The 22,978-nt window shown below is 56.0% G+C and carries 19 protein-coding genes, 1 tRNA gene, 1 pseudogene and 1 CRISPR repeat array; of the genes and pseudogenes, 9 read left to right on the top strand and 12 right to left on the bottom strand.

The features are described from left to right. Positions 1 to 14: 14 nt before the first annotated feature. Positions 15 to 305 (top strand): CRISPR-associated endonuclease Cas2, encoded by a 291-nt coding sequence (cas2, locus tag CE168_RS05045; RefSeq protein ID WP_055063550.1) that lies wholly within the window; start codon positions 15 to 17, stop codon positions 303 to 305. 261 nt (positions 306 to 566) lie between these two features. Further along, positions 567 to 1,947: direct repeats of the CRISPR family, unit length 33 nt; unit sequence GTCGCTCCCCGCAAGGGGAGTGTGGATTGAAAT. A 190-nt stretch (positions 1,948 to 2,137) separates the two neighbouring features. Here the strand turns inward: cas2 and CE168_RS05040 are convergent. The 4 genes from CE168_RS05040 to CE168_RS05025 form a co-directional block, all read right to left on the bottom strand. Next, positions 2,138 to 2,401, bottom strand: a complete 264-nt coding sequence (locus CE168_RS05040; RefSeq protein WP_099571380.1) for a hypothetical protein — start codon at positions 2,399 to 2,401, stop codon at positions 2,138 to 2,140. 136 nt (positions 2,402 to 2,537) lie between these two features. Then, positions 2,538 to 3,764: a MalY/PatB family protein gene (locus CE168_RS05035; protein WP_099571379.1), complete on the bottom strand. Its 1,227-nt coding sequence runs from the start codon at positions 3,762 to 3,764 to the stop codon at positions 2,538 to 2,540. 185 nt (positions 3,765 to 3,949) lie between these two features. Continuing rightward, complete coding sequence (locus tag CE168_RS05030; RefSeq protein WP_099571378.1) at positions 3,950 to 4,966, bottom strand: LysR family transcriptional regulator; 1,017 nt, start codon at positions 4,964 to 4,966, stop codon at positions 3,950 to 3,952. Between the two features lie 13 nt (positions 4,967 to 4,979). Further along, on the bottom strand, positions 4,980 to 5,828 hold the full coding sequence (locus CE168_RS05025; RefSeq protein ID WP_099571377.1) for a patatin-like phospholipase family protein: 849 nt from the start codon (positions 5,826 to 5,828) through the stop codon (positions 4,980 to 4,982). A 156-nt stretch (positions 5,829 to 5,984) separates the two neighbouring features. On the opposite strand from CE168_RS05025, the gene CE168_RS05020 reads away from it, so the two are divergent. Next, on the top strand, positions 5,985 to 6,923 hold the full coding sequence (locus CE168_RS05020) for an isoaspartyl peptidase/L-asparaginase family protein (protein WP_003834208.1): 939 nt from the start codon (positions 5,985 to 5,987) through the stop codon (positions 6,921 to 6,923). 128 nt (positions 6,924 to 7,051) lie between these two features. Here CE168_RS05020 and CE168_RS05015 read toward each other — a convergent pair whose 3' ends face one another. From CE168_RS05015 to murI, 3 genes and pseudogenes are all read right to left on the bottom strand, one after another. After that, positions 7,052 to 8,701: a peptide ABC transporter substrate-binding protein gene (locus tag CE168_RS05015; protein ID WP_442861944.1), complete on the bottom strand. Its 1,650-nt coding sequence runs from the start codon at positions 8,699 to 8,701 to the stop codon at positions 7,052 to 7,054. Positions 8,702 to 8,870: 169 nt separating this feature from the next. After that, positions 8,871 to 9,095, bottom strand: a pseudogene (locus CE168_RS09015) (DUF6363 domain-containing protein); the annotation flags it as partial. 12 nt (positions 9,096 to 9,107) lie between these two features. Then, the gene (gene murI, locus CE168_RS05010) at positions 9,108 to 9,884 is read right to left on the bottom strand and encodes a glutamate racemase (RefSeq protein ID WP_039199036.1); all 777 of its coding nucleotides are present in this window, start codon (positions 9,882 to 9,884) and stop codon (positions 9,108 to 9,110) included. Positions 9,885 to 9,950: 66 nt separating this feature from the next. Here murI and dapF point away from each other — a divergent pair, with 66 nt between their 5' ends. Then, positions 9,951 to 10,850: a diaminopimelate epimerase gene (dapF, locus tag CE168_RS05005; protein ID WP_099571375.1), complete on the top strand. Its 900-nt coding sequence runs from the start codon at positions 9,951 to 9,953 to the stop codon at positions 10,848 to 10,850. 130 nt (positions 10,851 to 10,980) lie between these two features. On the opposite strand, the gene CE168_RS05000 is transcribed toward dapF, so the two are convergent. Next, positions 10,981 to 11,649 carry a vitamin K epoxide reductase family protein gene (locus CE168_RS05000; RefSeq protein ID WP_180753704.1) on the bottom strand — a complete coding sequence of 223 codons (669 nt, stop codon included), beginning with the start codon at positions 11,647 to 11,649 and terminating at the stop codon, positions 10,981 to 10,983. 90 nt (positions 11,650 to 11,739) lie between these two features. On the opposite strand from CE168_RS05000, the gene CE168_RS04995 reads away from it, so the two are divergent. Next, positions 11,740 to 12,618 (top strand): PHP domain-containing protein, encoded by an 879-nt coding sequence (locus CE168_RS04995; protein ID WP_099571374.1) that lies wholly within the window; start codon positions 11,740 to 11,742, stop codon positions 12,616 to 12,618. 176 nt (positions 12,619 to 12,794) lie between these two features. Here CE168_RS04995 and CE168_RS04990 read toward each other — a convergent pair whose 3' ends face one another. Further along, a complete protein-coding gene (locus tag CE168_RS04990) occupies positions 12,795 to 13,019 on the bottom strand; it encodes a DUF3107 domain-containing protein (RefSeq protein WP_099571373.1) in 225 nt (74 codons plus the stop codon). A gap of 60 nt (positions 13,020 to 13,079) precedes the next feature. After that, on the bottom strand, positions 13,080 to 14,600 hold the full coding sequence (locus tag CE168_RS04985) for a phosphotransferase (protein ID WP_099571372.1): 1,521 nt from the start codon (positions 14,598 to 14,600) through the stop codon (positions 13,080 to 13,082). 217 nt (positions 14,601 to 14,817) lie between these two features. On the opposite strand from CE168_RS04985, the gene CE168_RS04980 reads away from it, so the two are divergent. Next, positions 14,818 to 16,317: an ATP-dependent helicase gene (locus CE168_RS04980; protein ID WP_442861943.1), complete on the top strand. Its 1,500-nt coding sequence runs from the start codon at positions 14,818 to 14,820 to the stop codon at positions 16,315 to 16,317. Positions 16,318 to 16,339: 22 nt separating this feature from the next. Here CE168_RS04980 and CE168_RS04975 read toward each other — a convergent pair whose 3' ends face one another. After that, positions 16,340 to 17,917 carry a zinc-dependent metalloprotease gene (locus CE168_RS04975; RefSeq protein WP_099571370.1) on the bottom strand — a complete coding sequence of 526 codons (1,578 nt, stop codon included), beginning with the start codon at positions 17,915 to 17,917 and terminating at the stop codon, positions 16,340 to 16,342. A gap of 66 nt (positions 17,918 to 17,983) precedes the next feature. Here CE168_RS04975 and CE168_RS04970 point away from each other — a divergent pair, with 66 nt between their 5' ends. Next, positions 17,984 to 18,877 carry a YlbL family protein gene (locus tag CE168_RS04970; RefSeq protein WP_099571369.1) on the top strand — a complete coding sequence of 298 codons (894 nt, stop codon included), beginning with the start codon at positions 17,984 to 17,986 and terminating at the stop codon, positions 18,875 to 18,877. Between the two features lie 86 nt (positions 18,878 to 18,963). Then, complete coding sequence (locus CE168_RS04965) at positions 18,964 to 19,389, top strand: DUF3052 domain-containing protein (protein WP_004220767.1); 426 nt, start codon at positions 18,964 to 18,966, stop codon at positions 19,387 to 19,389. Positions 19,390 to 19,786: 397 nt separating this feature from the next. Here the strand turns inward: CE168_RS04965 and CE168_RS04960 are convergent. Further along, positions 19,787 to 19,860, bottom strand: a tRNA-Val gene (locus tag CE168_RS04960). A gap of 208 nt (positions 19,861 to 20,068) precedes the next feature. Here CE168_RS04960 and CE168_RS04955 point away from each other — a divergent pair. Continuing rightward, on the top strand, positions 20,069 to 21,634 hold the full coding sequence (locus tag CE168_RS04955) for a DivIVA domain-containing protein (RefSeq protein WP_099571368.1): 1,566 nt from the start codon (positions 20,069 to 20,071) through the stop codon (positions 21,632 to 21,634). Between the two features lie 90 nt (positions 21,635 to 21,724). Next, complete coding sequence (gene dxr, locus CE168_RS04950; protein WP_099571367.1) at positions 21,725 to 22,903, top strand: 1-deoxy-D-xylulose-5-phosphate reductoisomerase; 1,179 nt, start codon at positions 21,725 to 21,727, stop codon at positions 22,901 to 22,903. The last annotated feature ends 75 nt before the right edge of the window (positions 22,904 to 22,978 follow it).

The raw sequence follows: 22,978 nt of genomic DNA, 5'->3' as shown, positions 1-22,978 counted from the left end.
GAAGGAGATGACTGATGCTTGTTGTGGTGACATATGATGTGAATACTGAAACATCCGCTGGTAAAAGGCGTCTACGTTTAGTGGCAAAAAGCTGCATGAAATATGGGCAACGCGTGCAAAATAGCGTTTTCGAATGTAGCGTTACTTCTGCGGAGTATCTCACGCTTAAGCATGATCTGTTGAGCATCATCGATGTCAAAACGGATAGTTTGAGATATTACAATTTGGGAACGAACTATTCACGGCGCATTGAACACTTAGGCGTTCAACGTCATGTTCCCGTTGATGGAGTCATGATGGTATGACTTCCAAACGACATGCAGTGCGACCCTGAAGCAGTCATGAGTTACAGGTAGGTTCGCACCTTTTTTGTGCGGAGGAAATTAAAACTGGAACCCTGATGTAATTTCGGATTGTTGTTTGATAATCGAAAAGTGTAGTCAGATAGAGTTTGATCTTTGCATTTGGACGTATTTGGGGCGGTGGGGAACTGATGTAATATGTGTATCAGCCGAGATGAGGTTTTGCTTGAATCATTATTTGGTCAAAAATGTCTCATTTCTGCGGTCGCTCCCCGCAAGGGGAGTGTGGATTGAAATGCGTCTCCCCGGCAGTACCGATCTGGATTCTGGACGTCGCTCCCCGCAAGGGGAGTGTGGATTGAAATTAGGTCGTCGAAGAGGCTTAACAGCGGGTTGACAGTCGCTCCCCGCAAGGGGAGTGTGGATTGAAATATCGAATACTGCATGCTCAACTGGGGCATGGGCGTCGCTCCCCGCAAGGGGAGTGTGGATTGAAATAACAACCAGGACACCACCAGCGAGTGGAAGCAGACGTCGCTCCCCGCAAGGGGAGTGTGGATTGAAATAAGGCCAAGGTGCAGGCCAACTCCGAAGCCATCCAGTCGCTCCCCGCAAGGGGAGTGTGGATTGAAATAGTTATCGGACTGTCAGTCGGACAGGAAATCACCCAGGTCGCTCCCCGCAAGGGGAGTGTGGATTGAAATTTCCGATGGCTGCATAAAAGCGGCAGACGGTCGGAGTCGCTCCCCGCAAGGGGAGTGTGGATTGAAATATCGCCTGAAGGTCGCCCATGTCCAAGCCATCGAGTCGCTCCCCGCAAGGGGAGTGTGGATTGAAATCTGGATGCAGCTGAGGCTGACGCCGAGGTAGATTGTCGCTCCCCGCAAGGGGAGTGTGGATTGAAATAAGCTTGGCCTTGACTGCGTTCTCGACGGCCTTGGGTCGCTCCCCGCAAGGGGAGTGTGGATTGAAATACGGATTCAGCCGAGACCACGACAATGGAGCCGGGTCGCTCCCCGCAAGGGGAGTGTGGATTGAAATTCCTTTCAGTATGGCGTTTGCCTTGTCGATGACGTCGCTCCCCGCAAGGGGAGTGTGGATTGAAATTGCTCGAACCTCAGGAACGATCCGGCCAACCGCAGGTCGCTCCCCGCAAGGGGAGTGTGGATTGAAATCACAACGGCCGATGCGACTGCAACGTCGTCCCGTGTCGCTCCCCGCAAGGGGAGTGTGGATTGAAATAGCGTCAAATTCAGCCCGGACGGCCGACATGTATGTCGCTCCCCGCAAGGGGAGTGTGGATTGAAATATCGATACGACCTTCAGGGACAAAGGCGTACACGTGTCGCTCCCCGCAAGGGGAGTGTGGATTGAAATTTCTTCTTTCTCCAAAGAAAGCGGGGTGAAGGAGTCGCTCCCCGCAAGGGGAGTGTGGATTGAAATTGGCTGTACGATACGATCGACGTGAGCGCCTAGCAGGTCACTCCCCGCAAGGGGAGTGTGGATTGAAATGGATGGCTCAGAAGGACCATCACGAACCTCGGCGTCACTCCCCGCAAGGGGAGTGTGGATTGAAATTTTTGGACCGTTTGGTCAAGCGAAGCGTGCCCGGGTCGCTCTCCTTACGGAGAGCGTGGATTGAAATCGGTGTCTGCAGCGTTCCGGCCACTGCGTGGATGTCGCTCTCCCTGTTTATGTCCAGTGTTCTCCGCACATGCGGGGATGATTCCGCATGTGCGGGACTGTTAGTATCAATGACAATCTGAGGAGTGAAAGCGAGTTTATGGGCACGCATGCGGGGTCTCAGATGCGCAGGACTCCTCACGCAGCGCATATCACAATCCTAACCAGGCACGTAGGTCATGAATTTCCTGATTGCAGATGCCGTGAGCCATTCCTGGATATTTCGGATGCTGGGCAGAAGCAATGGAGTTGTCCGTTGAAGATACGGCTCGCTTCGGAACATCATAAATCGCATCAATGATGCGGATCATCTCATTTTCATCGTTGCTGAATCCATGAAATCCCAAGAACAGCAGATTATCGCCGTCCGTTTCGCAGGCTGTCACATCAATGTTGGTACTCACGTTCAAACGCATATCAACCTTCCATCGCATGTCGATAGTATGCGGATTTCCAACGGCACCATAACGGTGGATAGCGAATTGGACAAGGGTGCGATACTCACCGTCATGCTGCCGTTGGTTGAAGGAAACACTGAATATGTGGCGAAGCTTACAGCAATCCATCCGCATGCAACGCCCCATACATGCGGTCCAAGCAATCCACAAGCAGCGGATAAGGCATCGCCACATTCACGCGCACGCAGCCGGCGCCGGCCTCGCCGCATAAACGCCCGTCGGTCAACGCCACTTGCGCTTTCTCAAGGAAGTATGTGGCTGGATCGTCGATGCCGAGCGGACCGAAATCAAGCCATGTAATATAGGTGCCCTGCGGCTTGATGTAGCCGACGCCAGCGAACCGTTCACGCATTTGTTCGTCGAACAGGTCAAGATTCCTGCGCACGTAGGCGAGCGCGTCTTGGAACCACGGGTCACCCTCGTTGTATGCGGCGGTGGTGGCAATCGCGCCGATGGTGGCGGTCTGATGCTCGCTCCACTCCGCCTTGACTGCCCACATGTCACGATCCTTAGGATTGGTGAGCAGCACCTGCGCACACTTCGTGCCTGGAATATTGAACGACTTCGACGCGCTGGTGGCGGTCATCGACTGCAATGCTGCCTGTTCGCTGATGGTGGGGAATGGAATATGCTTGCCTTCGAATACAAACGGAGCATGGATCTCATCATTGAAAATGCGCACATCGTACTGCGCTGCCAAATCGCTTAGGCGCAGCTCTTCCTCCAGAGTAAGCACTTTGCCGATCGGATTATGAGGATTGCAAAGCACGAACGCATGGCATCCGGCCGCAAACGCGCGTTCAATGGCGTCGAAATCGAACAGCCACTGCGCCTCACCGGTTTCAGTGTCGCCGCTTTGCAGCATTTCGATTTCGATCACATTGACGTCATAGAGTTTCGGCACGCTTAGGAACGGCATGTAGGCAGGTGTCGGCACGATCACGCTGTTGCCTGCGCCAACCAGTTCGCGCAGGAAGACCTCGTATGCCTCAAGCACGTCGGGAACCACGCGAATGATACTGGGATCCACATTCCAGCCGTAATGTGTGCGCTGCCAGCCTGCGCATGCCTCTGCCACGCGCTGCTTCCAAGGTTCGGGAATGTAGCCAAGTTTGCAATGGTCACAAGCGTTGTCGATGGCTTCCTGGATGCAGGGTGCTAGGCCGTAGTCCATTTCGGCGATGAACGCGCCGATGCAGCCGGGGTAGCGTGTCCACTTGTCGGAGCCAACTTCGGCAAGGTCGGCTGCGGTGGTGTGGTCGATGGCGTCGGCGTTAAAGCCGGAATCGGTACGATGCTTGATATCCATGATTTCTTCCATGATTCCAGCATGACGTACGCGTTGGGTGAAAGAACAGTGTGTTCTTGTGCTGAAAGCAGAGATGGTTATGAAGTTTTCTTATATCAGACGCTTTTGCTATTCAATTATTAATCTGATTATGTCGATGCTGAAAAAATAAGAAATATTCGCTTGCGTCAGCATCCTGCTATCGGGGAATCAGTGAATCAGATGCTTTCCAAATACTGGTGCGACGCTTTTTCGATTTCGTCCTTGACGCGGGTGACCGCTGGGCGATCATCCGCCTTTCTCGTGACGAAACAGACTGTGCGGAAAGCGTTGTTGTCGGCAATCGGAAGCGCGGCCAAGTCAGGCTGCGTTCCGGCGGTTGTGGCCAAACGGGACACGATCGAGACGCCCATGCCGACTTCCACGAGATTCTGCGTGGCCCAATAATCGTCGGTCGAATGCGTGATCTCCGGCATGAAACCGGCGGCACGTGCCAACGACACCAGATTCGCCCGACAGGTCTCGCAGCCGGCGATCCACTGTTCGTCGCGTGCCGAAACCAGCTGGACCGGCAGAAGCGAGTTTTCATACTGGCGTGCGATCGTGTTGTTTGCGCTGATCAGCAGCATCAGCGGATCGATGCCGAAGGGGGAGACTTCCAAATCGTCCGGACCAACTAAGGCAGGCAGTGAATTGTATTGGAAAATGATCGCGCAATCGGCAAGCCCCTGTTCCAACGCGTCCATGGCCTCAGGCGGCTCCATCTGCATGAGGCTCACGCGAATGTCGGACGTTTTGCTGATATGCACGAGTACGCGCGCCACGAACGACGAGCATACCGATGGGGGAGCGACTAGGCGAATATGCGTCGATCCGTTGCGCTGGTATTCCTCCACATCTTTGACGGCCTGCGTAACACGATTGTCGATGAGCTGCCCGTGGCGTGCCAGAATACGGCCGATCGGCGTTAATTCCACCCCATGCGACGTGCGCTGCACGAGTTTTGCATCAAGTTCGCGTTCGACCTTGCGGATCTGTTGGCTGATGGCCGGTTGCGACCAGCCGGTTTCGCGCGCGACCGCGGAGAACGAACCCAAACGTTCCACATTCCACAAGGTCACGAGAATCTGCGGGTTCAGTGTTTTCGCGCTGAATCCCGTGGCATTCGCGGTGATGCTGATGTCGGTGTTCGTGTTGGCGTTTTCGCGCGTGTTGCTATCGGCTGGAGTGTTCATATGAGGGTAGTGCTCAACTTTTTAGGAATGCGGGAATGGCCTCGGCTGCCGCATAGCCTGCGCGGTACATGCGTTCCAAACCTTCGAACGACTTGCTCAACGTGTTCAGGCCGTACAGGCTTTCCGGCGCGAGGATGAGCACGCGGCCGTCCTGCTCGTATTCCTTGGCCAGCGCCACTTCGTCGTTGTACGTCTGATAACGGTTGAGCAGTTTTTCCGCGGCTTCGGGGTGGCTGCGCTTCAAAATCCTGGCCGGGCCGATGTCCCTCTTCTGTTCGCGTACGGTGTCTTTCGGGCGGGTGAGTATCACCACGATACGGTCGTAGCCGTCATCGATGGCCTTTTGCACCGGAATCGGATCGGCGATGCCGCCGTCGTAATAGGGGACGCCATCGATCGCATACGGTTCGCAAGCTACCGGCACCGCTGATGACGCCTTCAGGATGTCGAAATTGTCGTAGCCCACGTCGGACTTGCTGAAATACTTCGTGGAGCCGTCTTCGGCGTTGCACGCAACCACGGTGAAATCGGTCGGGTTGGCTTCGAAAGCAGCGTAGTCAACCGGATTTTCACCATCATGATTGCTGAGCGTGCTATACACGTAGTCGAGGTTGGCGAAATTATGGTTCTTGACGTAGCTGTCGAAGCTCGCGTACTCCTTGCGGAACGCGTACTGCGTGTAGAACGTGTGGTTGCGCCCGTGCTGCTTCGCGATGAACGAGACCATGTTGGCGCTGCCGGCGGAAACGCCGTAGCAGTGGTCGACGCTGATGTCGTTCTCAAGCATGCGGTCCATCACGCCCGCACCGTAGATCGCGCGGAAACCGCCGCCGACGTCGATCATTGCCGTCCTGTGAGCCATATGCGCCCCGTCCTTTCGCCGTCCGTCCCCTTTGCGGGTTTCAATTGACTTTACGCGGTCTAATTGACGTATTTCTGCGTATTCGGTCATTTCTTAGCGAAGGACGACGTAAGATATCTGCGAATAATCAATAAAAATGGATTGGAGAAGATATCAATGAACGAAGCTGCACTGCCTCAGTCGACGGTCCATATCGCCCAAGCTGATCCGGACGGGATTCTGCTGGTGATTCACGCGGGTGCCGGCAATCGTGGCAAAAAGGATACGCCAGAACGTCGTGCCCAGGTGGAGCAGGATTTGAACAGGGCTCTTGAAGCTGGCTATGCGTTGCTGGAGCAGGGGGCTCCGGCAGAGGATGCCGTGTGCGCGGCTATCCGTGTCATGGAGGATGCTCCGGAGTTCAACGCTGGTCGTGGTGCTGCGCTGACAAGCGAAGGCATCGTATCCATGGATTCCTGCCTGATGACTGGTATCGATGGCGAGGTTGGTTCCGCATGTGGTCTGACCACGTCTAAGAATCCGATCAACGTAGCGCGTGCCATCAAGGAAAAGACTAAGCATGTCATGTTTGCCAAGCCTGGTAATGATTTGCTTAAGGAGTGGGGAATCGAACTGTGCGACAGTGATTATTTCATCACTCCGGCACGTCAGGAATCCTTGCGCGAGGCGCAATCCAACGGCGATGAATGGGAGAAGCATGGCACCATCGGCGCTGTCGCCCGTGACTCGTCCGGCAACATCGCTGCCGGCACCTCCACCGGTGGCATCACCAACCAGATGCCGGGACGTGTCGGCGATTCGCCTCTGCCGGGCTGTGGTACCTATGCCAACAACGATTCCGTCGCGATCTCCTGCACCGGCATCGGTGAGGCGTTCGTCAAGGAAGTCGCTGCGCATCAGGTTTCCGATCGTGTTCTGTACGCCAAGGAGGAGCCAATCGAGGCCGCGAAGGCGGCGCTGGATGGTGTCGCCCGTCATCATGGCGATGGCGGTATGATCGTCGTTCCGGCTCATGGTGAAGGCGCAATGGTGTTCAATAGCGAGATGATGAACTGCGGTTGGAAGTCTCCGAAGGGCAGCTACGTGCAGAGTTGATGCTGTAGTGGCAAACCGGCAAAACAAGCCACAAAAGTAAGTGGGGTTCGAATCCATGAAGGATTCGAACCCCACTTACTTTAGCTCCCTATATGGCCGGCGAATCGTTCGTCCACCGGCCGGAAACATCACTTAGTGATGGTGTTGTAGGTAGGCAGATTGGTGTAATCGAACGATACGTTCTTCACGTTCGTCGCGGACGCGGCGGCGACGTTGTCGTTCCACAGCGGAATCACCGGAAGATCCTTGGCCAGCACTTCCTGCGCCTTAGTGAAGTCCTCGGTTCGCTTCTTTACGTCGGTCTGGGCAAGTGCAGCGTTCAGGAGCTCGTCGAATTCCGCGCTCTTGTAATCACCATCGTTCGAACCATGACCGTCAGCGGAGCTGGAGGCATATAGCGGATTGAGATAATCTTCAGCGGACGGGTAATCCAGCATCCAGCCAGCACGGAACGCGGTTTTGATGGTGCGGTTGGTCACCTGGTTACGCACGTCGCTGAACGTGGCGTACGGCTCGCCAGCGGCGTCGATGTCGAGCGTGTTCTTGATCTGATTGCACACGGCATCGACCCATTCCTTATGGCCGCCATCGGCATTATAGGCGATTCGGAAGTTGCCGGACCATGGCTTGATGGCATTGGCTTTCTTCCAGAGTTCCTTGGCCTTGGAAGCGTTGTATTTCAGGTTGCCGCCGTTCTGCCCCAGTTCCTTCACATATTCGGGGACGAGCGGTGAAGTGAAATCGGTGGCCGGGGTCTTCGTGTTGTTGTAAACCTTCTTGACGACCTGGTCGCGGTTGATGGCCATGGAAATGGCCTGACGACGCAATTGGCCTTCTTCGTCGTTGCCGAAATGCTCAAGACGTTCCGGAATGACGAAGGACTGGAATGAGGATCCTGCCTGGCTGTAGGCGATCACGCCGGAATCCTGACGGAAGGTCTTCACCGCGGACTGTGGAATCTGATCCATCACGTCGAGGTTGCCGGACAGCACGTCGGAGTAAGCGGAATCCTCATTCGTATAGACGCGGTATTCGATGCCTTTGTTGGATACTTTGCGGCTGCCCTTATAATCCTTGTTTGGTACGATGATGATGTTCTTGTCATGGGACCAGGACTTGAACTTGTACGGACCATTGCCAATCGGAGCCTGACCGAACTTCTTGATGTCCTTAAATGCCACGCTTGGCAGCGGGAACATGGATTGGTGCGCGAGCTTGGTCGGGAATACGGAATCAGGCTTGTTCAGCTCGACGACCAGCGTGTAGTCGTCCGGGGTGGAAAGACCGGAAAGTGTGGCCTTCGGATCGACGTTCGGATCCTGCAGCTCGTCATAGCCCTTGATGGTGGAGAATCGGCTTGCGGTCTTCTGCGCGTTCTTCACATTGGCGGCGAAACTCCAGGTGTCGGCGAAGGAATGGGCGGTTACTGCCTCGCCGTTGGTGAACTTCCAGCCTTCCTTCAACTTGATCGTGTACTTGGTGGCATCCTCGTTCGGGGTGATACTCTCGGCGACTTCGAGATGTTGCTTGCCTTTTGCATCGAAGCTCACCAGACCTTCGAACAGGTATCGAATAACTTTGCCGCCGCCCATTTCATTGGTGTCGCTTGGAATTAGACCGTTCTGCGGTTCGCTGTTGTTCACTGAAATCAGTGAGGTGCTATCGGAACCGTTGGAGGCTGTGTCATCGCTGGACGACGAGCCGCATGCGGCGATCGACGTCAGCATGGCACCCGCCGCGGCCATGGCCAGCAGGCGACGGAACGCGTTGTTCTTCATTTCATTCTCCTTTAATGTCAACATTTCTGTCGATTATGTCGACGAAAAACAATAGGAAACAATATAGGAGTTTTATAAAATTTTCGCGTTATGTCTCAATTTGGACATGAACCGCTCGCAGGCGATGGATACGGCGTGTCCGCATCCAATGCGTGTGCGGACGCCATCCTCAGCTTTCCAGGAATGAGGGAATGGCCTCGGCCGCCGCATAGCCCGCGCGGTACATGCGTTCCAAACCTTCGAACGACTTGCTCAACGTGCTTAAACCATACAGGCTTTCCGGTGCGAGAATAAGCACGCGGCCGTCTTTCTCGTATTCCTTGGCCAACACCACTTCATCGTTCTCTGAAGCTGCTGTCTTCTTGACTCTACGCGCGTATTGAGGACATTTGCGCTCATTCGCCGATCAGCGATCGAGCAGCGACTGCGCTAACCGTGCAATTCGTTCGCAAGTGTCTGAATTCGCAAGTTCAATACCGCCGTCGGCATGGTCCGGCGCAAGTTTGCCCAACGATTCGAGCACCACGCCAAGATGGCGCACGGTACCGGCGTTACCGTCGATGATCGCAGCTGAACTCGGCAGCAATTCGCGGAAATAGTCACGATAGAACACGAAATGCGTGCAGCCAAGCACTACCGAATCAATCGTCGACAAATCATACTGGTCGAAATACTCATGCAACGTGCGCATCACCGTGTCATGATCGTCAAGCAGGCCATGTTCGACGATCTCCACCAAACCGGGGCATGGTTCCGGAAAAATCGTATGATCGGCTTTGAACCGGTCCATCAACACGGCGAATTTCTTCTCGCGCAACGTAAGGGGAGTGGCGGCCACGATCACGCGCTGACGATGGCCCTCACCACGGTCGCATGCCACTTTCAATGCCGGTTCCATGCCGATGATCGGAATGTCGTAGCGGTCGCGCAGTTCGTTGGCTGCTGCGGAAGTTGCGGTATTGCAGGCGATCACCACCGCTTTCACACCTTGTTTCACGAAACGTTCCACGATGGTGTTCGACAGGTCGCGCACCTGTTCCGGAGATTTCGTGCCATATGGGGCGTTTGCGGAGTCGCCGAAATAGAGCACACGCTCATTCGGCATGTTATGGCGGATCTCACGGACCACGGAAATACCTCCCAAACCGGAGTCGAATACGCCGATTGGTGCCGTTGAAGTCATGATTCCTCCTGCGATTGCCAGACTTAGCCTGCCTCCAATAGCCTACCGCGTGTAGAGTGAATTGGTATGAGCATTCCGAACATTGTTTACAAAGCGCACGCCACAGGCAACGATTTCGTGGTGTATGTTGACCCCGAAGGAGCGTATGAGCCGACCGCCGACGAAGTGCGAATGCTGTGCGAGCGTCATTTCGGCATTGGCGGTGACGGACTGATTCGTCTCGCCCACCCGAAAGACGTTTCCGACCTGAATGATGCCCAAGTGGACGAATGCGCTGCCGGGGACGCGCAATGGTTCATGGACTACCGTAACGCCGACGGATCATTGGCCGAAATGTGCGGCAACGGCACACGAGCCATCACCCTGTTCGCGCAACGCCAGGGTATCGCCGACCAGCCGGGTGGCAAACCATTCCGCCTTGGCACGCGCGCCGGCGTGAAAGTGCTGACGTCGCTCGGCAATGTGCCCGGCCTCGGCAACGACGTGTTCCAGGTGGAAATGGGCGCGTGGAAGCGTGGTGACCTCGACTTCTACGAGGTAACGATTCCGGGAACCAAGGGTTCCGCGCGAGGCACGTTCGTGGACATGGGCAATCCGCATGTGGTCGCCGTCATCGAAGACGCGTTCTCCAGCCTGCCGACCGTGGAACAGCTTGATCTGGTGACCAAGCCGGTCGTTTCGCCCCAGATCGAAAGCGACCAGAACGTTGAATTCGTGCGTATCGACGAACAAAGCGAAGGCGACAACGAGGGCAGCGCCACCATGCGCGTCAACGAGCGCGGCTGCGGCGAAACGCTGTCGTGCGGTACGGGCCTGTGCGCCACCGCCATCACCCTGTGCACCAAAACAGGTATCGACCATTGGACGATCACCGTACGTGGCGGCACCTTGCGCGTCGACGTGACCGACGATGATGTGAAACTCACCGGATCGGCCACCATCGTCGGCAAAATCGAACTGCTGTAAGACGGTTTTCGCGCGAATCTCATATGAGAAACCGAAATCCGCAAATAAATACAAGAGAAGCCGGCTGTTTCCAGTCGGCTTCTCTTGTATTCAGGCAAATATTTGATATTGCATAGATTGTTGGCTGACGTCAGCTGAACAGCATCGGACCATCCTTGACGAGAATGATCACAATCAATGCCACAATCCATAAGGCATCGACCATCAGATCGTAATTAAGACGGTAGTAGGTGCGCACGCCCTCGCCTTTGGCCGGAATCTCCTGAACCACCGCCGTGGCATGAGACAACGCCATGAACTGTACGGTGGTGGAGAACATCAGGCACAGACACCACGGACATAGCGCGTTGATCACAAACAACGACTGCGAGGTCAGCCAATACGAATAAGCCAGCGCGGCCAGTCCGCCCAGCCATGTGCACAACGCAAACCAGCGAGGCACGGCAACCTTCATCAATCCAATCACCGCAATCGTTACAAACACTGATTCCGCGGCGATACCGAAGAACGCATTCGGGAAACTCAAACCGGCGAACTTCACAATCTCAGCCTGCCACGATTCCGCAACCGTGGAACACGACATCACGGCATTCACGTCACAGCTGAGCTTTTGACCGGGATTGCGAGCCAATTTCAGTGTCTCAGCGGAAAGCACGAACGATACGACCAGCGCGACTGCCGAAGCGACCAGCATAATCAGATACGTCCAAGTGGCGCCGTGACGCCAGCCGCGCGGTTTCGTATAATCATCGTCGAGAGTGGCTTCGGCAACCAGTCCGCCGGGGAAATCGCTCATCATGCATCCTTGAATCAAAATACAAACGTTGTCATCGCCTAGTTTACGCGGTATTGTGCCGCGTTGCGACGAAAAACAGCTTACGATGGATACATGATTCGCGTAGGCACTGCGGCACCGCCCGCTGAAGGTTGGGACATTCACTGTCATACCGTTTTTTCCGACGGTACGGAAACGCCGCGTGTGTTGCTGAAAGAGGCACGATCATTGCGATTGCATGGTGTTGCGATTGCCGATCATGACACGACCTCCGGTTGGCAGGATGCGTTGGCCGCTTCGCAGGAGATTGGATTGCCGTTGTTGCGCGGCACGGAAATCACCGCCGTCGACGGCAATGTGTCCGTGCATATGCTTGCGTTCCAATATGATCCGTTGAACGCCAATATCAGCGAGATGTTCGCGTCCACCCGCGAGGCGCGACTGCGTAGAACCAAGCGCATGGTCGAACTGATAGCGCAGGATTTTCCGATTACGTGGGATGATGTGCTCGCGCAGGTGCGTGAAGGCAAACGCACCACGATCGGTCGGCCGCATATCGCCGACGCATTGGTGGCTGCCGGCGTGTATGAAACGCGATCCGACGCGTTCGCCGACGCGGTGAGCGCAACGTCGAAATATTACATTCCCACGCCATCGCCGACCACACATGACGTGGTGGCCGCGGTCAAGGGTGCGGGCGGGGTGACGGTTATCGCCCACGCCGGAGACCCCCGGCGTAACCGGACCCTGCTGACTGACCGGCAAATCGAATCTCTCATCACCGAAGGGTTGGACGGTTTGGAAGTGTGGCATCGCGGCAATCCACCCGAGCAGCGTGAGCGGCTGCTTGCCATTGCCGGCAAGCATGATCTGCTGGTAACCGGTGGATCCGACTGGCACGGCAAAGGCAAGCCGAACGTGCTGGGGGAGAACCTCACCGATGATGAAACGGTTCAGGAAATCATCAATCGAGGCGTTCACTTGAGCAAATAATCGTCGAAGGCGAAAATAAAAGACCGAAACGCAATCATCGATGCGTAATCGCGATATGAAACCAGGAACGAGTTGATCGCCCAAAATGGAAAAGCCAGACGTGAGCGTCTGGCTTTTCTTGTTACGTCGAAAACGTGTGTTTCAGCTCGAAGCTGAAATCTGGTGATGCGAACGGATCAGAGGTTGCCGAAACCGACGGCGTGCTTGGTTTCGGAACCGATGATGGCGTAGCCGAGCGAGCCTGCCGGCACCACAATGCGACGGCCCTTGGCGTCCGTCAGATTGATGGTCTTGCCGTTCTCCACGGCGTCGGCGATGGCCGTGTTGACCTCATCGGCGCTCTGTTCGGTGCTGAAGGTGACGGTGCGGGCCACATTCTGAATGCCGAGTTCAATATCCATGGATGCTCCTTCGTGATAATGCGCAATGCATGCGCACATGTATGTACGGGTTATGTGTGCCTATTCTACGCGTGGCTTCTCATCGGTGGCGTCTTCCGCCTCCCACTGATTGATCTGCGCCTGCGCTTTCTGCATGGTCGCCTCATCTCGTTCCAACAGTGGAATGAGTACTGTTGCGGCCTCGCTATGCGATGCGGGAATCGATTCTTCGTTCGTATCGTCGTTGTCGTCGGCCGTTCCCAGCCTGCTGATTACCATGGTGGAACTTGACGGCATGGATTCGTGCCGTTCTTTTGCGGAACGTTCCGGAATGAAGGTACTGACCGGGGTCGCCTCACGCTCATTCGTATTGTCGGACGGTGCTTGTGATTGCTGGGTTCCGGCCGGTGCGAACGCTTCCGTCGCGTCGTTGACGATTTCCTTCGTCTTGCGGACCGGCTGGGAGCCGGTCACGTCGAAATCTCCAGTGGAATCATCCATGTCTACGGCGTCGATGTGACGTTCGCCGGTCGTGTCGGAATTATTCTGCTGTGCGGCCGCGTTACGGCGACGCTCCGATTCGTTCAGTAACGTGCCTACGGTGATCGTGCTCGGCGGGCGCTGGGGATGATCCTTGGATTCCTGCCTCGGTTCGGTTTGTGCGCGATTCTTTGCCGTGACAACACCCAACTGGTGCGCCAAACGTTCCACCTGTGCCTTGAATTGCATGATCTTGGCGTTGTCCGCCTTGTTCAAAGCGGAAATGAAATCGCCGACCTGTTCCATCTGCAGCCACAGATTCGCGCGCAGCATAATCAGATCATCCAAACGGTTACCCAACATGCGACCATATGCGGAAAGCAGGGCGTTACGGTGATTCTCATCAAGTTTGGCGAAAATCCAAGACAAATCGCGAGCAGGATCGTTTACCTGCATGTCCTGCCAATTCGTGACCGCGGTGATGGACGAACCGGAAAACAGCAGATCGCCGTCGCGCAACCCGCCATGCACCGGGCAAGTGGAGAACGACCATAGCCCGTCGGTCTCAAGAATATTCGCCCAGCTAGTGGTGATCTCCTGCGGAACATGCCCGGCCTGGCGCAACCGTTTGATCCAAGCGGTCAGCTGAGCGCGAATCTGGTCAGTGACAAACACCGGATAACCCGCTTCCTGAAGAAAATCAGGACGAAGTCGATGGATCGCGCCCAGAGCGGTGCCCACACTGGAACAATCATCCAACGTCAGCAGTTCCAGCGGTCGTGCCTGGCCCACATGGTGGGTGGACACGAGCACGGACGTGTCTCCAGTGGCGGAATGCTTTAAATCTCCGTTGGAAAAAGCCACTACGTGATCGATAGCAAACCCCAATCCACCCAATTCGCGGGCTTGCGCCAACGTTTGAGCCGCACGCACACGGCCGGCAAGACGCTTGCGGCCTTCAGGCGTATTGGATGCGAACACGTCATACAGTTTGCCTGTCGTATCCTGAACCACGGCGTGGTCGACGCCATACCCCTTGTCGGTCGAGTTGGTCTGTTCGCTGGCTCGCGTGCCGGCAATGGCGGCATTGGGCATTGTCGCGCTGGTCAGGGCAGCCATCATAAATTTGCTTCGTTCGGTCACAATTCCAACCTTAATACACAGTAGGGGCGAAGATGCGCCGACTTGCCCGTAAAACTGCCGGCAAACCGCCCGTAAATCGACGTTGCATCATATTGCGCAGTCATGACGGGCATATTGGGTGCAGTCAGGCAAGACATGCAATGACATCTCGTGAAAACGCATGCGCCGATGACGGCAATCTGCCACAATGGAACGCATGAGTGCAACAGTGGAAGAGATTCTCGACGGATTAGATGACGCGCAACGGGCTGCCGCCACGGCAGTGGACGGTCCGGTGCGCATTATCGCTGGCGCTGGCGCTGGCAAAACGCGAACCGTAACCCGTAGAATCGCCTATGCGTGCGCCACCAAAGTATGGAATCCGCGAAGCACGATGGCGGTCACGTTCTCCGTCAAAGCAGCGGCGGAAATGCGTAGCCGACTGTCGAAGCTTGATGTCGCAGCCGACGTCAAAGCCGTGACCTTCCACTCCGCGGCCCTCCACCAGCTTCGTCAGGTTTGGCCGGACGTGTGCGAAGGGCCGATGCCATTCATCTGTCGAAATCCACGGGAACTGGTGGAGCGTTCGCTACGCCGCGTCACCACCTTCCAGGTGGATGACGACACCATACGCAACTTGCAGACGGAAATCAACTGGTGCAAAATCTCACTAATCGCGCCGGAAGATTACGTGCGCGTTTGCGCGGCAACGCATCGTCAGCCGCCTTCAGGTCTTGAACCAAGCCAATTCGTAGATGTATACAAAGCGTATGAAGCGGAAAAAACAAATCGCAACGAAATCGATTTCGACGATATTCTGCTGATCGTATGCCATTTGATGGAAAGCGATGATGACGTGGCCTCGGCCATCCGTTCCAATATCGCATGGCTCACCGTCGACGAATATCAGGACGTTTCGCCATTGCAACACCGCTTGCTCACCCGATGGCTTGGCTCAAACCGCAACATCTGCGTGGTAGGAGATCCCGCGCAGACCATTTACTCGTTCGCGGGCGCAAGCAGTTACAGTCTGCTCAATTTCGCTTCGGAATTCGGTCCGCTCACCGCAGATATCAACCTCAACAATGACTACCGTTCCACGCCGCAGATCGTCAACTATGCCAATCGTATACTTGCCGCATCGCCGCAACGGGTCGATTATCTGAAGCTTAGCTCTGAAAGGAGCAAAGGGCGGAGGGTTGCGGAAACCATATACGGCAATGATTGGGAAGAAGCGCAAGGTGTAGCGGCACGTATTCGCAAACTGGTGGATGCGGGGGAGTCGACGGCCGATTGCGCGATCCTCACCAGAGTCAACGCACAGCAGAAAATCCTGTGCAAGGCATTGGGCGAACAGCATCTGAGATACCGCGTGCGCAGGGATAGCGGATGGCAGAATTCCGCGCTTTCCGACGATGCACAAACCAGATTGGCCATGTTGGAGGCATTGGGCGTCGGCGAGGATTTGAGCGGCGTGACCATTTCCACCATCCACGCGTCCAAGGGCTTGGAATTCAAACACGTATTCCTCATCGGCTGCTCGGAAGGGCTCATACCGTATGGAGCCCCGCAGGAGGGCGAAGTGCTTGAAGAGGAGCGCAGACTCATGTATGTGGCCGTGACGCGCGCCGAGGACACGCTTGACGTTTCATATGCGCGCACCCGTGAAGGCAATGAGGGCGAAAGGGCACGACGGGTGTCACGCTTCTTCCGCTGATACTGCTAACGGAATAGCGCGATTACTCGGCGTCGGTTTCGTTGTTGCTGCCGGATTCTGCGGAATCGTCAGAGCCGTCGCCATTGGTATCGGATTCGCCGCCCTTGTGCTCTTCCTCGTCAAGCAGCTTGCTGAGTTCGGCATCCCAATCGATGGTCATGCCATCGGCGTCGCCAAGGGGCTGTGGTGCCGTGCCGGTTGCATTGGAAGCGGCGAACGTCGTATTTTCCGTGCTTTCCGACGATCCGTTGTTTTGCGATTGCGAGGCGTTGCCATCGTCATCATTCGGCAGTTGCGGCAGCAGATCGGGATGCGACCATTTCGCGTCTCGTGCCTGCGCGCCTTCCGTGGCGCAGATGTTATCCCACAATGCGGCCGCTTCACGCATGCGCTTCGGACGCAATTGCAAGCCGATCAGGCTTTCGAAGGTTCGTTCCGCAGGACCTCCGATGGCGCGCTCGCGGCGGAGCATCTCACGAAGCTGTTCGATATGCGGAATATGGGCCATGCCGGCGCGCCACACTACGGTGTCTACCCAGCCCTCGACCAAGGCGAGCAGATTCTCCAGCGATTTCATGGCCTGCTGTTGTTCAGGCGTGTCGGGGAACGCCACCTTGGTGATGTTCACCGCGTCGGCCATGGAATCCGGGTCGACGGACTGCGCATCGCGGATCTGCTCCTCCATGGCGTCCAAATCGATGCTGGTGCCACGGGCATATTTGCCCAACAGCGCCTCGAAGCGTGGCATCAGCCACGGCACGGAAGCATACAGGCGTGAATGGGCGAGCTCCTGCAACGCAAGATAGCCCATCACCTCGGTCACATCGATTTCCAAGGATTTGGCGTATTCAACGACGTTCTGTACAATCAGGCCTCCAGCCGGATTCTTCAGCAGCGAAATGCCCTGGTCGAAACTGCCGCGCACCTCATGTGACAGATCGCCGGCGGCGCGTCCCAGCTGCATGGCGAACGACGTATTGCCGACGAAACGCATCAACTTTGCCGGATCCTTCATATCATCAGGAATCGGAATCTGTACCGGACCGGCGAAAATGCCGGAAACTTCCGTATGAAACTCCGAATCTCCAAAGCGCTGAGACAAAATCGAAGCCAGCGCGTCGCTCATCGACTCGGCTATGGGAGACGCGAACTGTGCCCAGGAATCAATGCAGCCTTCCACCCATCCAGCGCGGGTGAGCACCTGCGTCTCGCCCTGTGCTGGATTGAACTCGCAGGCGGTATCGAGCCACAGATTCGCCTCGCTGATGGCGCGGCGGGCCATCTCTCCGTATTCCGCGCTCACGCTGGTTTCAGATCCCTCGCCATTGGCCTGCTGCAGTGCCAATGATTTTGCCAATTTGACGTTGATAGGACCTTCTTCGGTGATGTGCTGGATGTCTCCGAAAGTGTTGAGCCCGCCCGCGGTGAACGCCTGCATCATAGACCTGACTTCAGCCGGTTTGGGAAGCTTGCTTACATCCTGACTCATCAGCTGGTCGCGCAACTCCTCCGGCATGTTGGAAAACTGGTTCCATGCCATCTCGCCTTGAATTGGTCCGAAACAATCGATAAACCATTGGCGGATCGCGTTCTCGTCCATGCCGGCCCTGCCTTTTCCTAAGCGTTTGTTCAAGTTTGGTTGGTTCCATACTATGCTATGGGAGGTATGCCCAAGATGAAGGAAACACGACGAATTCACGGCAAAGACACACGTAACGGTGCTCCGGGACGTGTCAAACGATGGCTGATAGGCGCGGAAGGTTGGCTGTCCGCGCGTTCATGGCGTTATCTTGCAGGACCGTTGGTGGCGGTACTGTGCGTATTGGTGTTGATTATGCCCAGCGCGTATGTGGTGCAGATGCCCGGTCCGACGCAGAATGTGCTCGGGGAGGTTTCCGGCAAGCAGGTCATCGCCGTTTCCGGTGTGAAAACGTATAAGGATTCGGGCCAACTGCTGTTAGTCACGGTCAATGCTTCAGGTGTACCAGGGTACCCGGTGTCGAACGCTCAGGCATTGGTGGCGTGGGCCGATTCGAAATCCACGGTGATGCCTCAGGAGGCGGTGGTTCCTGTTGGACAAACCGTAGAGGAATACAAGCAGTCCAGCGACAAGGAGATGGCGTCATCGCAGGATTCCGCCACCGCGGCGGCGAAAAAGTTTCTGAAAGAGCATGGCTATGACGTGTCCGGCATGAAGGTGTCCATGCATGTGGACGACATCGGAGGGCCCTCGGCGGGCATGATGTACACGCTTGGTCTGATCGACAAGGTAACCGGTGAAAAACTTTCCGGGGGTAAGATCATCGCGGGAACGGGCACGATGAACGACAAAGGTGAAGTCGGCGAAATCGGAGGCATCCGTTTGAAGATGCTCGGAGCGAAACGCGACGGCGCAACCTGGTTTCTCGCCCCGGAATCCAATTGTTCCAGCGTTGTAGGCCATATTCCGGAAGGCTTGAACGTGGTGAAAGCGTCCACTTTGCAGGAGGCATACGATGCGCTGATCGCCATCCGAGACGGCAAGGGTGCATCACTGCCGCAATGCTCTGCGGAAGAGTGACGCATTCCAAAATATAAGAAAAAACAATCTCGCAAAGTGAGCAATTTCACGGTTTGTAACGTATATGTTCGAGCAGTGTTGGTATATTGACGAACGTGAATCAAACGGCATCTGATAACGCTGAAGAATTCGGTTTCCACGCCGGCGACCTGGTACAGGAATGGCTGTGGGACGATGATGTGGACGACTCGATCCGTGCCAAGATCGAGGAGCTGACCGGTGAGGAGCTGGTCGACGAGGACTATGATTCCGCCGTTGATGGCGTGATTATCTGGTGGCGCGACGGCGATGACGAAGACGAACTGTCTGACACCATCGTCGATGCGTATGCGGTCCTTGGAGACGACGGTCCATTGTGGGTGCTCACCCCGAAGCCGGGACGTCCGGGCGCGGCAAGTTCAAGCACCGTGCAGTCCGCCGCGAAGACCGCCGGCATGAATGCAGCCACGCCACTGACCGTCAGCGGCGACTGGAACGGCATCCGTCTGCGTGCATTCGGTAAAGGCCGCTGATCGTATTCGTTTTGCCCGCCTCGGCACGCTTGGCCAAGGTCGGACGCTCATATAAAGGCTTGGAATCACACCATTCCAAGCCTTTTTGCTTGTGGAAACGGTCGAAGAAGATGTTTCCATGAAATTCCATATTTGAGCGAATGTAATAACCGTGTATATCGCGTTGGATTCTGCCGATCCATATTGCTGCTTTTTGGTTATGCTGCGGTTACCGCGCCTCGCATCGACGCCGAAGGCAACATCATCGAAGAATGAATCGGTAGCGTTGACAGAGGTTTTGACAAAGCATTGACGGAAGCCATGACTTCTCGAACGTGTACGCGAGGCTGACATGCACGCGAGATAGTTGGGAATATCAGAAGAGTCGGAATGGCTTATTTTCCGCGGAAACGAAAGGTGGGCGATGAGGGACTCGAACCCCCGACATCCACCGTGTAAAGGTGGCGCTCTAACCAACTGAGCTAATCGCCCGCAAAGCTCTACTGTACAGTATTCGTTGCCGGCGACAGCTTCAACGTGTGTCGCGTTGCCAGATAAGGGGTTCCTCTCACGGCAAATGCGTGAAAAACGGTGCGATTTTGAGTGTCAATTCGCTGAATTTTCCACATGAAAGCGGCACGCGTCGAATCAATCACGTAGAGTAGTTGCGTTGAGTAGTGCAGTAGGAGGTCGATAGCCAATGGCGCAGGAACCTGAATCCGAGAGGAACGCATCGGGGATCGCTCGTACTTCGAAGCGCAAGTGGGGGTACGATTCCGAACAGGTGGACGCTTTTCTTGAGCGTGCGCACATGCTATACGAAGGTGAGGGAGCGCAACTCACCCAGCATGATATTCAAAATGTTTCTTTCGATTTGGTCAAGGGCGGCTATATGATCGCTCAGGTGGACGCGGCCCTTGCCCGGCTGGAGCGTGCCGTGGTAGACAAGCAGACCACATGGGAGATCTCGCAGCATGGCCGCGTGGCGTGGAAGGCACAGACCGAAACCCTGTTCAGTCAGCTTGACACCCACTCCAAACGTGAGCACGGCGAACGTTTCAAGCCAGGAGAAGGCAAGGACCCGAGCTATGACCGCAAGCAAGTGGATCGCATCGTCGATCAGTGCCTGACGAAGGCCGCTGGCGAGCTCGGCGTTGAGGAAGTATCGGAAGACGATGCCAAGAAACTCGTCGATCTGAACTCCCAGACCGTGGCGAATGTGATCTTCACCCAGCGCAAGGGCAAGCGTGGCTATGACGAGCGTCAGGTGGATTATTACCTGAACGAATGCGTGCAGCTGCTGACCAGACTCGAATCCTATGCGCGTGTGGCCGACTTCGTGGGCGAGCCCTCCGCAAGCGCGATAGCCGCAGTCAATCCGTCCTCAACAAGTCTGGAATCTCAAGAGACGCAGGTGGTTTCGCCGCTATTCACCGTTCCAGCCGTTTCCGCAGAACCTACTGCGCAGTCCGCTCAGGTTCAAAACGGCGCCGACTCCTTCGATGCTTTGAATAAGGCGGAACGTGAGATTTTCACCACGTCTGCAGCGTCCCCGGTGAGCATTCCGGCCGCTCAAACCGCTGCGCCGACGTATGCTCCCGTGGTTCCGCCTGTGTTCCAGCCGACCGTCAGCACTCCGCCGGCTCCGGTAACTCCGGCAGCTTCTGCAACGTCGGAACCTCAGGCTGCTCCGATTGCTCCAGCGGCTCCGGAACAGTCGTTGGCACACCTGTTCCAAGCGTCCAATGCGGTTGCCGATGAGCCATCTTCCGCAGGAACGGAAACCGAAGCATTCAATCCGCTTTCCGATGATGACGCGCCGAGCTATGATGCTCCGTCCGAGCCTTCGGCTCCTGTGATTCCAGACACTCCGGTCGCGCATCAGCCGGAAGAGTCTCACGGCATCAATATCGCTCCCGATTCTTCGTTGGCTGCCTTGGCGCAGATGGCCCAGAACATCGACGCTCCCGATCCGGTTGAAGACACGTTCACCCCGCGCGTGCCAAGCCTATCGACGCCGAACCTTCCGCAGATCAACACCGACTCGATCGATCTCGGAACCTTGCCGACCGTTCCACCTTCCTTCACGCCGGAACCGGCAACCTCTGCAGATCACTCGACAACGGCAACTCCCGTTGAACCGGCGAAGCCGACAGTGGAAGAGAAGAAGAACGAAATTCAGCCGGCAACCAATCCGATGTTCGGAGCGACCAACAGCAATCTGGATGTCGACATTCCCGACCTGTCATTCCCCTCTTTTGAATAAGCAATCGCATTGAACAGGCTGGCGTGACCGTCAGCCTGTTTTCACGTTCACACGAGCAAACAAAAACAATACGGAGCACACGCATAACCCATGCAAACCTCAACCGTAGTCATTCTCGGATCCACCGGATCCATCGGTACCCAAGGTCTTGACGTCATCTCCCGACATCTCGACCGCTTCAACGTGGTCGGACTTGCCGCAGGCGGCTCCCACGTGAAACTTCTGGCCCAACAGGCGGCACAATTCCATGTCTCAGAAGTCGCTGTTTTCAAAGAAAGCGCGGCAAAAGCACTACGTGAGGCATTAGAGCAAGCCGGTGCAGGCAATGTGAGAATCACAGCCGGACCGGAGGCCGTGGTCGCCATGGCCGGATCCGGAGCCGACGTGGTATTGAACGGCATCACCGGATCCATCGGACTTGAGCCTTCCATCGCGGCACTGCAGGCAGGATCGCAGCTGGCACTCGCCAACAAGGAATCCGTAGTGGCAGGCGGGCATTTGCTGTTCGACGCGCAAGTGCGCGCCCAGCAGATCAATCCGGTCGATTCCGAACATTCCGCCATCTGGCAATCGTTGCGTTCAGGCACACATGGTGAAGTGTCGAAACTGGTCGTCACCGCTTCGGGCGGGCCGTTCCGTGGTTGGAAACGCGAACAGATGACCGATATCACACCGGAACAGGCGTTGAACCACCCCACTTGGAATATGGGTCCGGTGGTGACCATCAACTCGTCCACACTGATGAACAAGGGACTTGAAGTCATTGAGGCGAGTCGTCTGTTCGACATGCCTCCGAGCCGCATTGACGTGACCGTGCATCCGCAATCTATCGTGCACTCCATGGTGGAATTCCGCGATGGTGCCACCATTGCGCAGGCTTCGCCGCCTGACATGCGCCTGCCGATCGCGCTTGGACTGTCCGCTCCGGAACGACTTGGCAATATTGCGGCGGCATGCGATTGGACAAAAGCCGCGACCTGGACGTTCGAACCGCTCGACGATGAGGCTTTCCCCGCGGTGAGCTTGGCTCGACACTGCCTGGAAGCTTCCGAAAAGCATACGGCCGTGTTGAACGCTGCCAACGAACAGGCCGTCCATGCTTTCCTTGAACATCGTCTGCCGTATCTCGGCATTGTCGATACCGTCAGGGAAGTGTTGGACGAAATGGACGCGGAGCTGCGTGGCAATCCGTTGTTCGCTTCCGTGGAGGAAATGAGCCAACTCGAGCTTGAAGCCCGCCATCGTGCCGACAACCTGATAAACAAGTAACGGAAAACGAAACAAGACAAACAAACGAAACGTGAGTGACGCAAGGCTCCCCGTGTTGGGAGCCTTGTTATTGCA

The organism is Bifidobacterium sp. N5G01 (assembly GCF_002742425.1).
GTDB classification, from domain to species: domain Bacteria; phylum Actinomycetota; class Actinomycetes; order Actinomycetales; family Bifidobacteriaceae; genus Bifidobacterium; species Bifidobacterium hominis.
The sequence above is the reverse complement of the archived record's forward strand: the minus strand, read 5'-3'. Positions and strand labels throughout refer to the sequence as shown.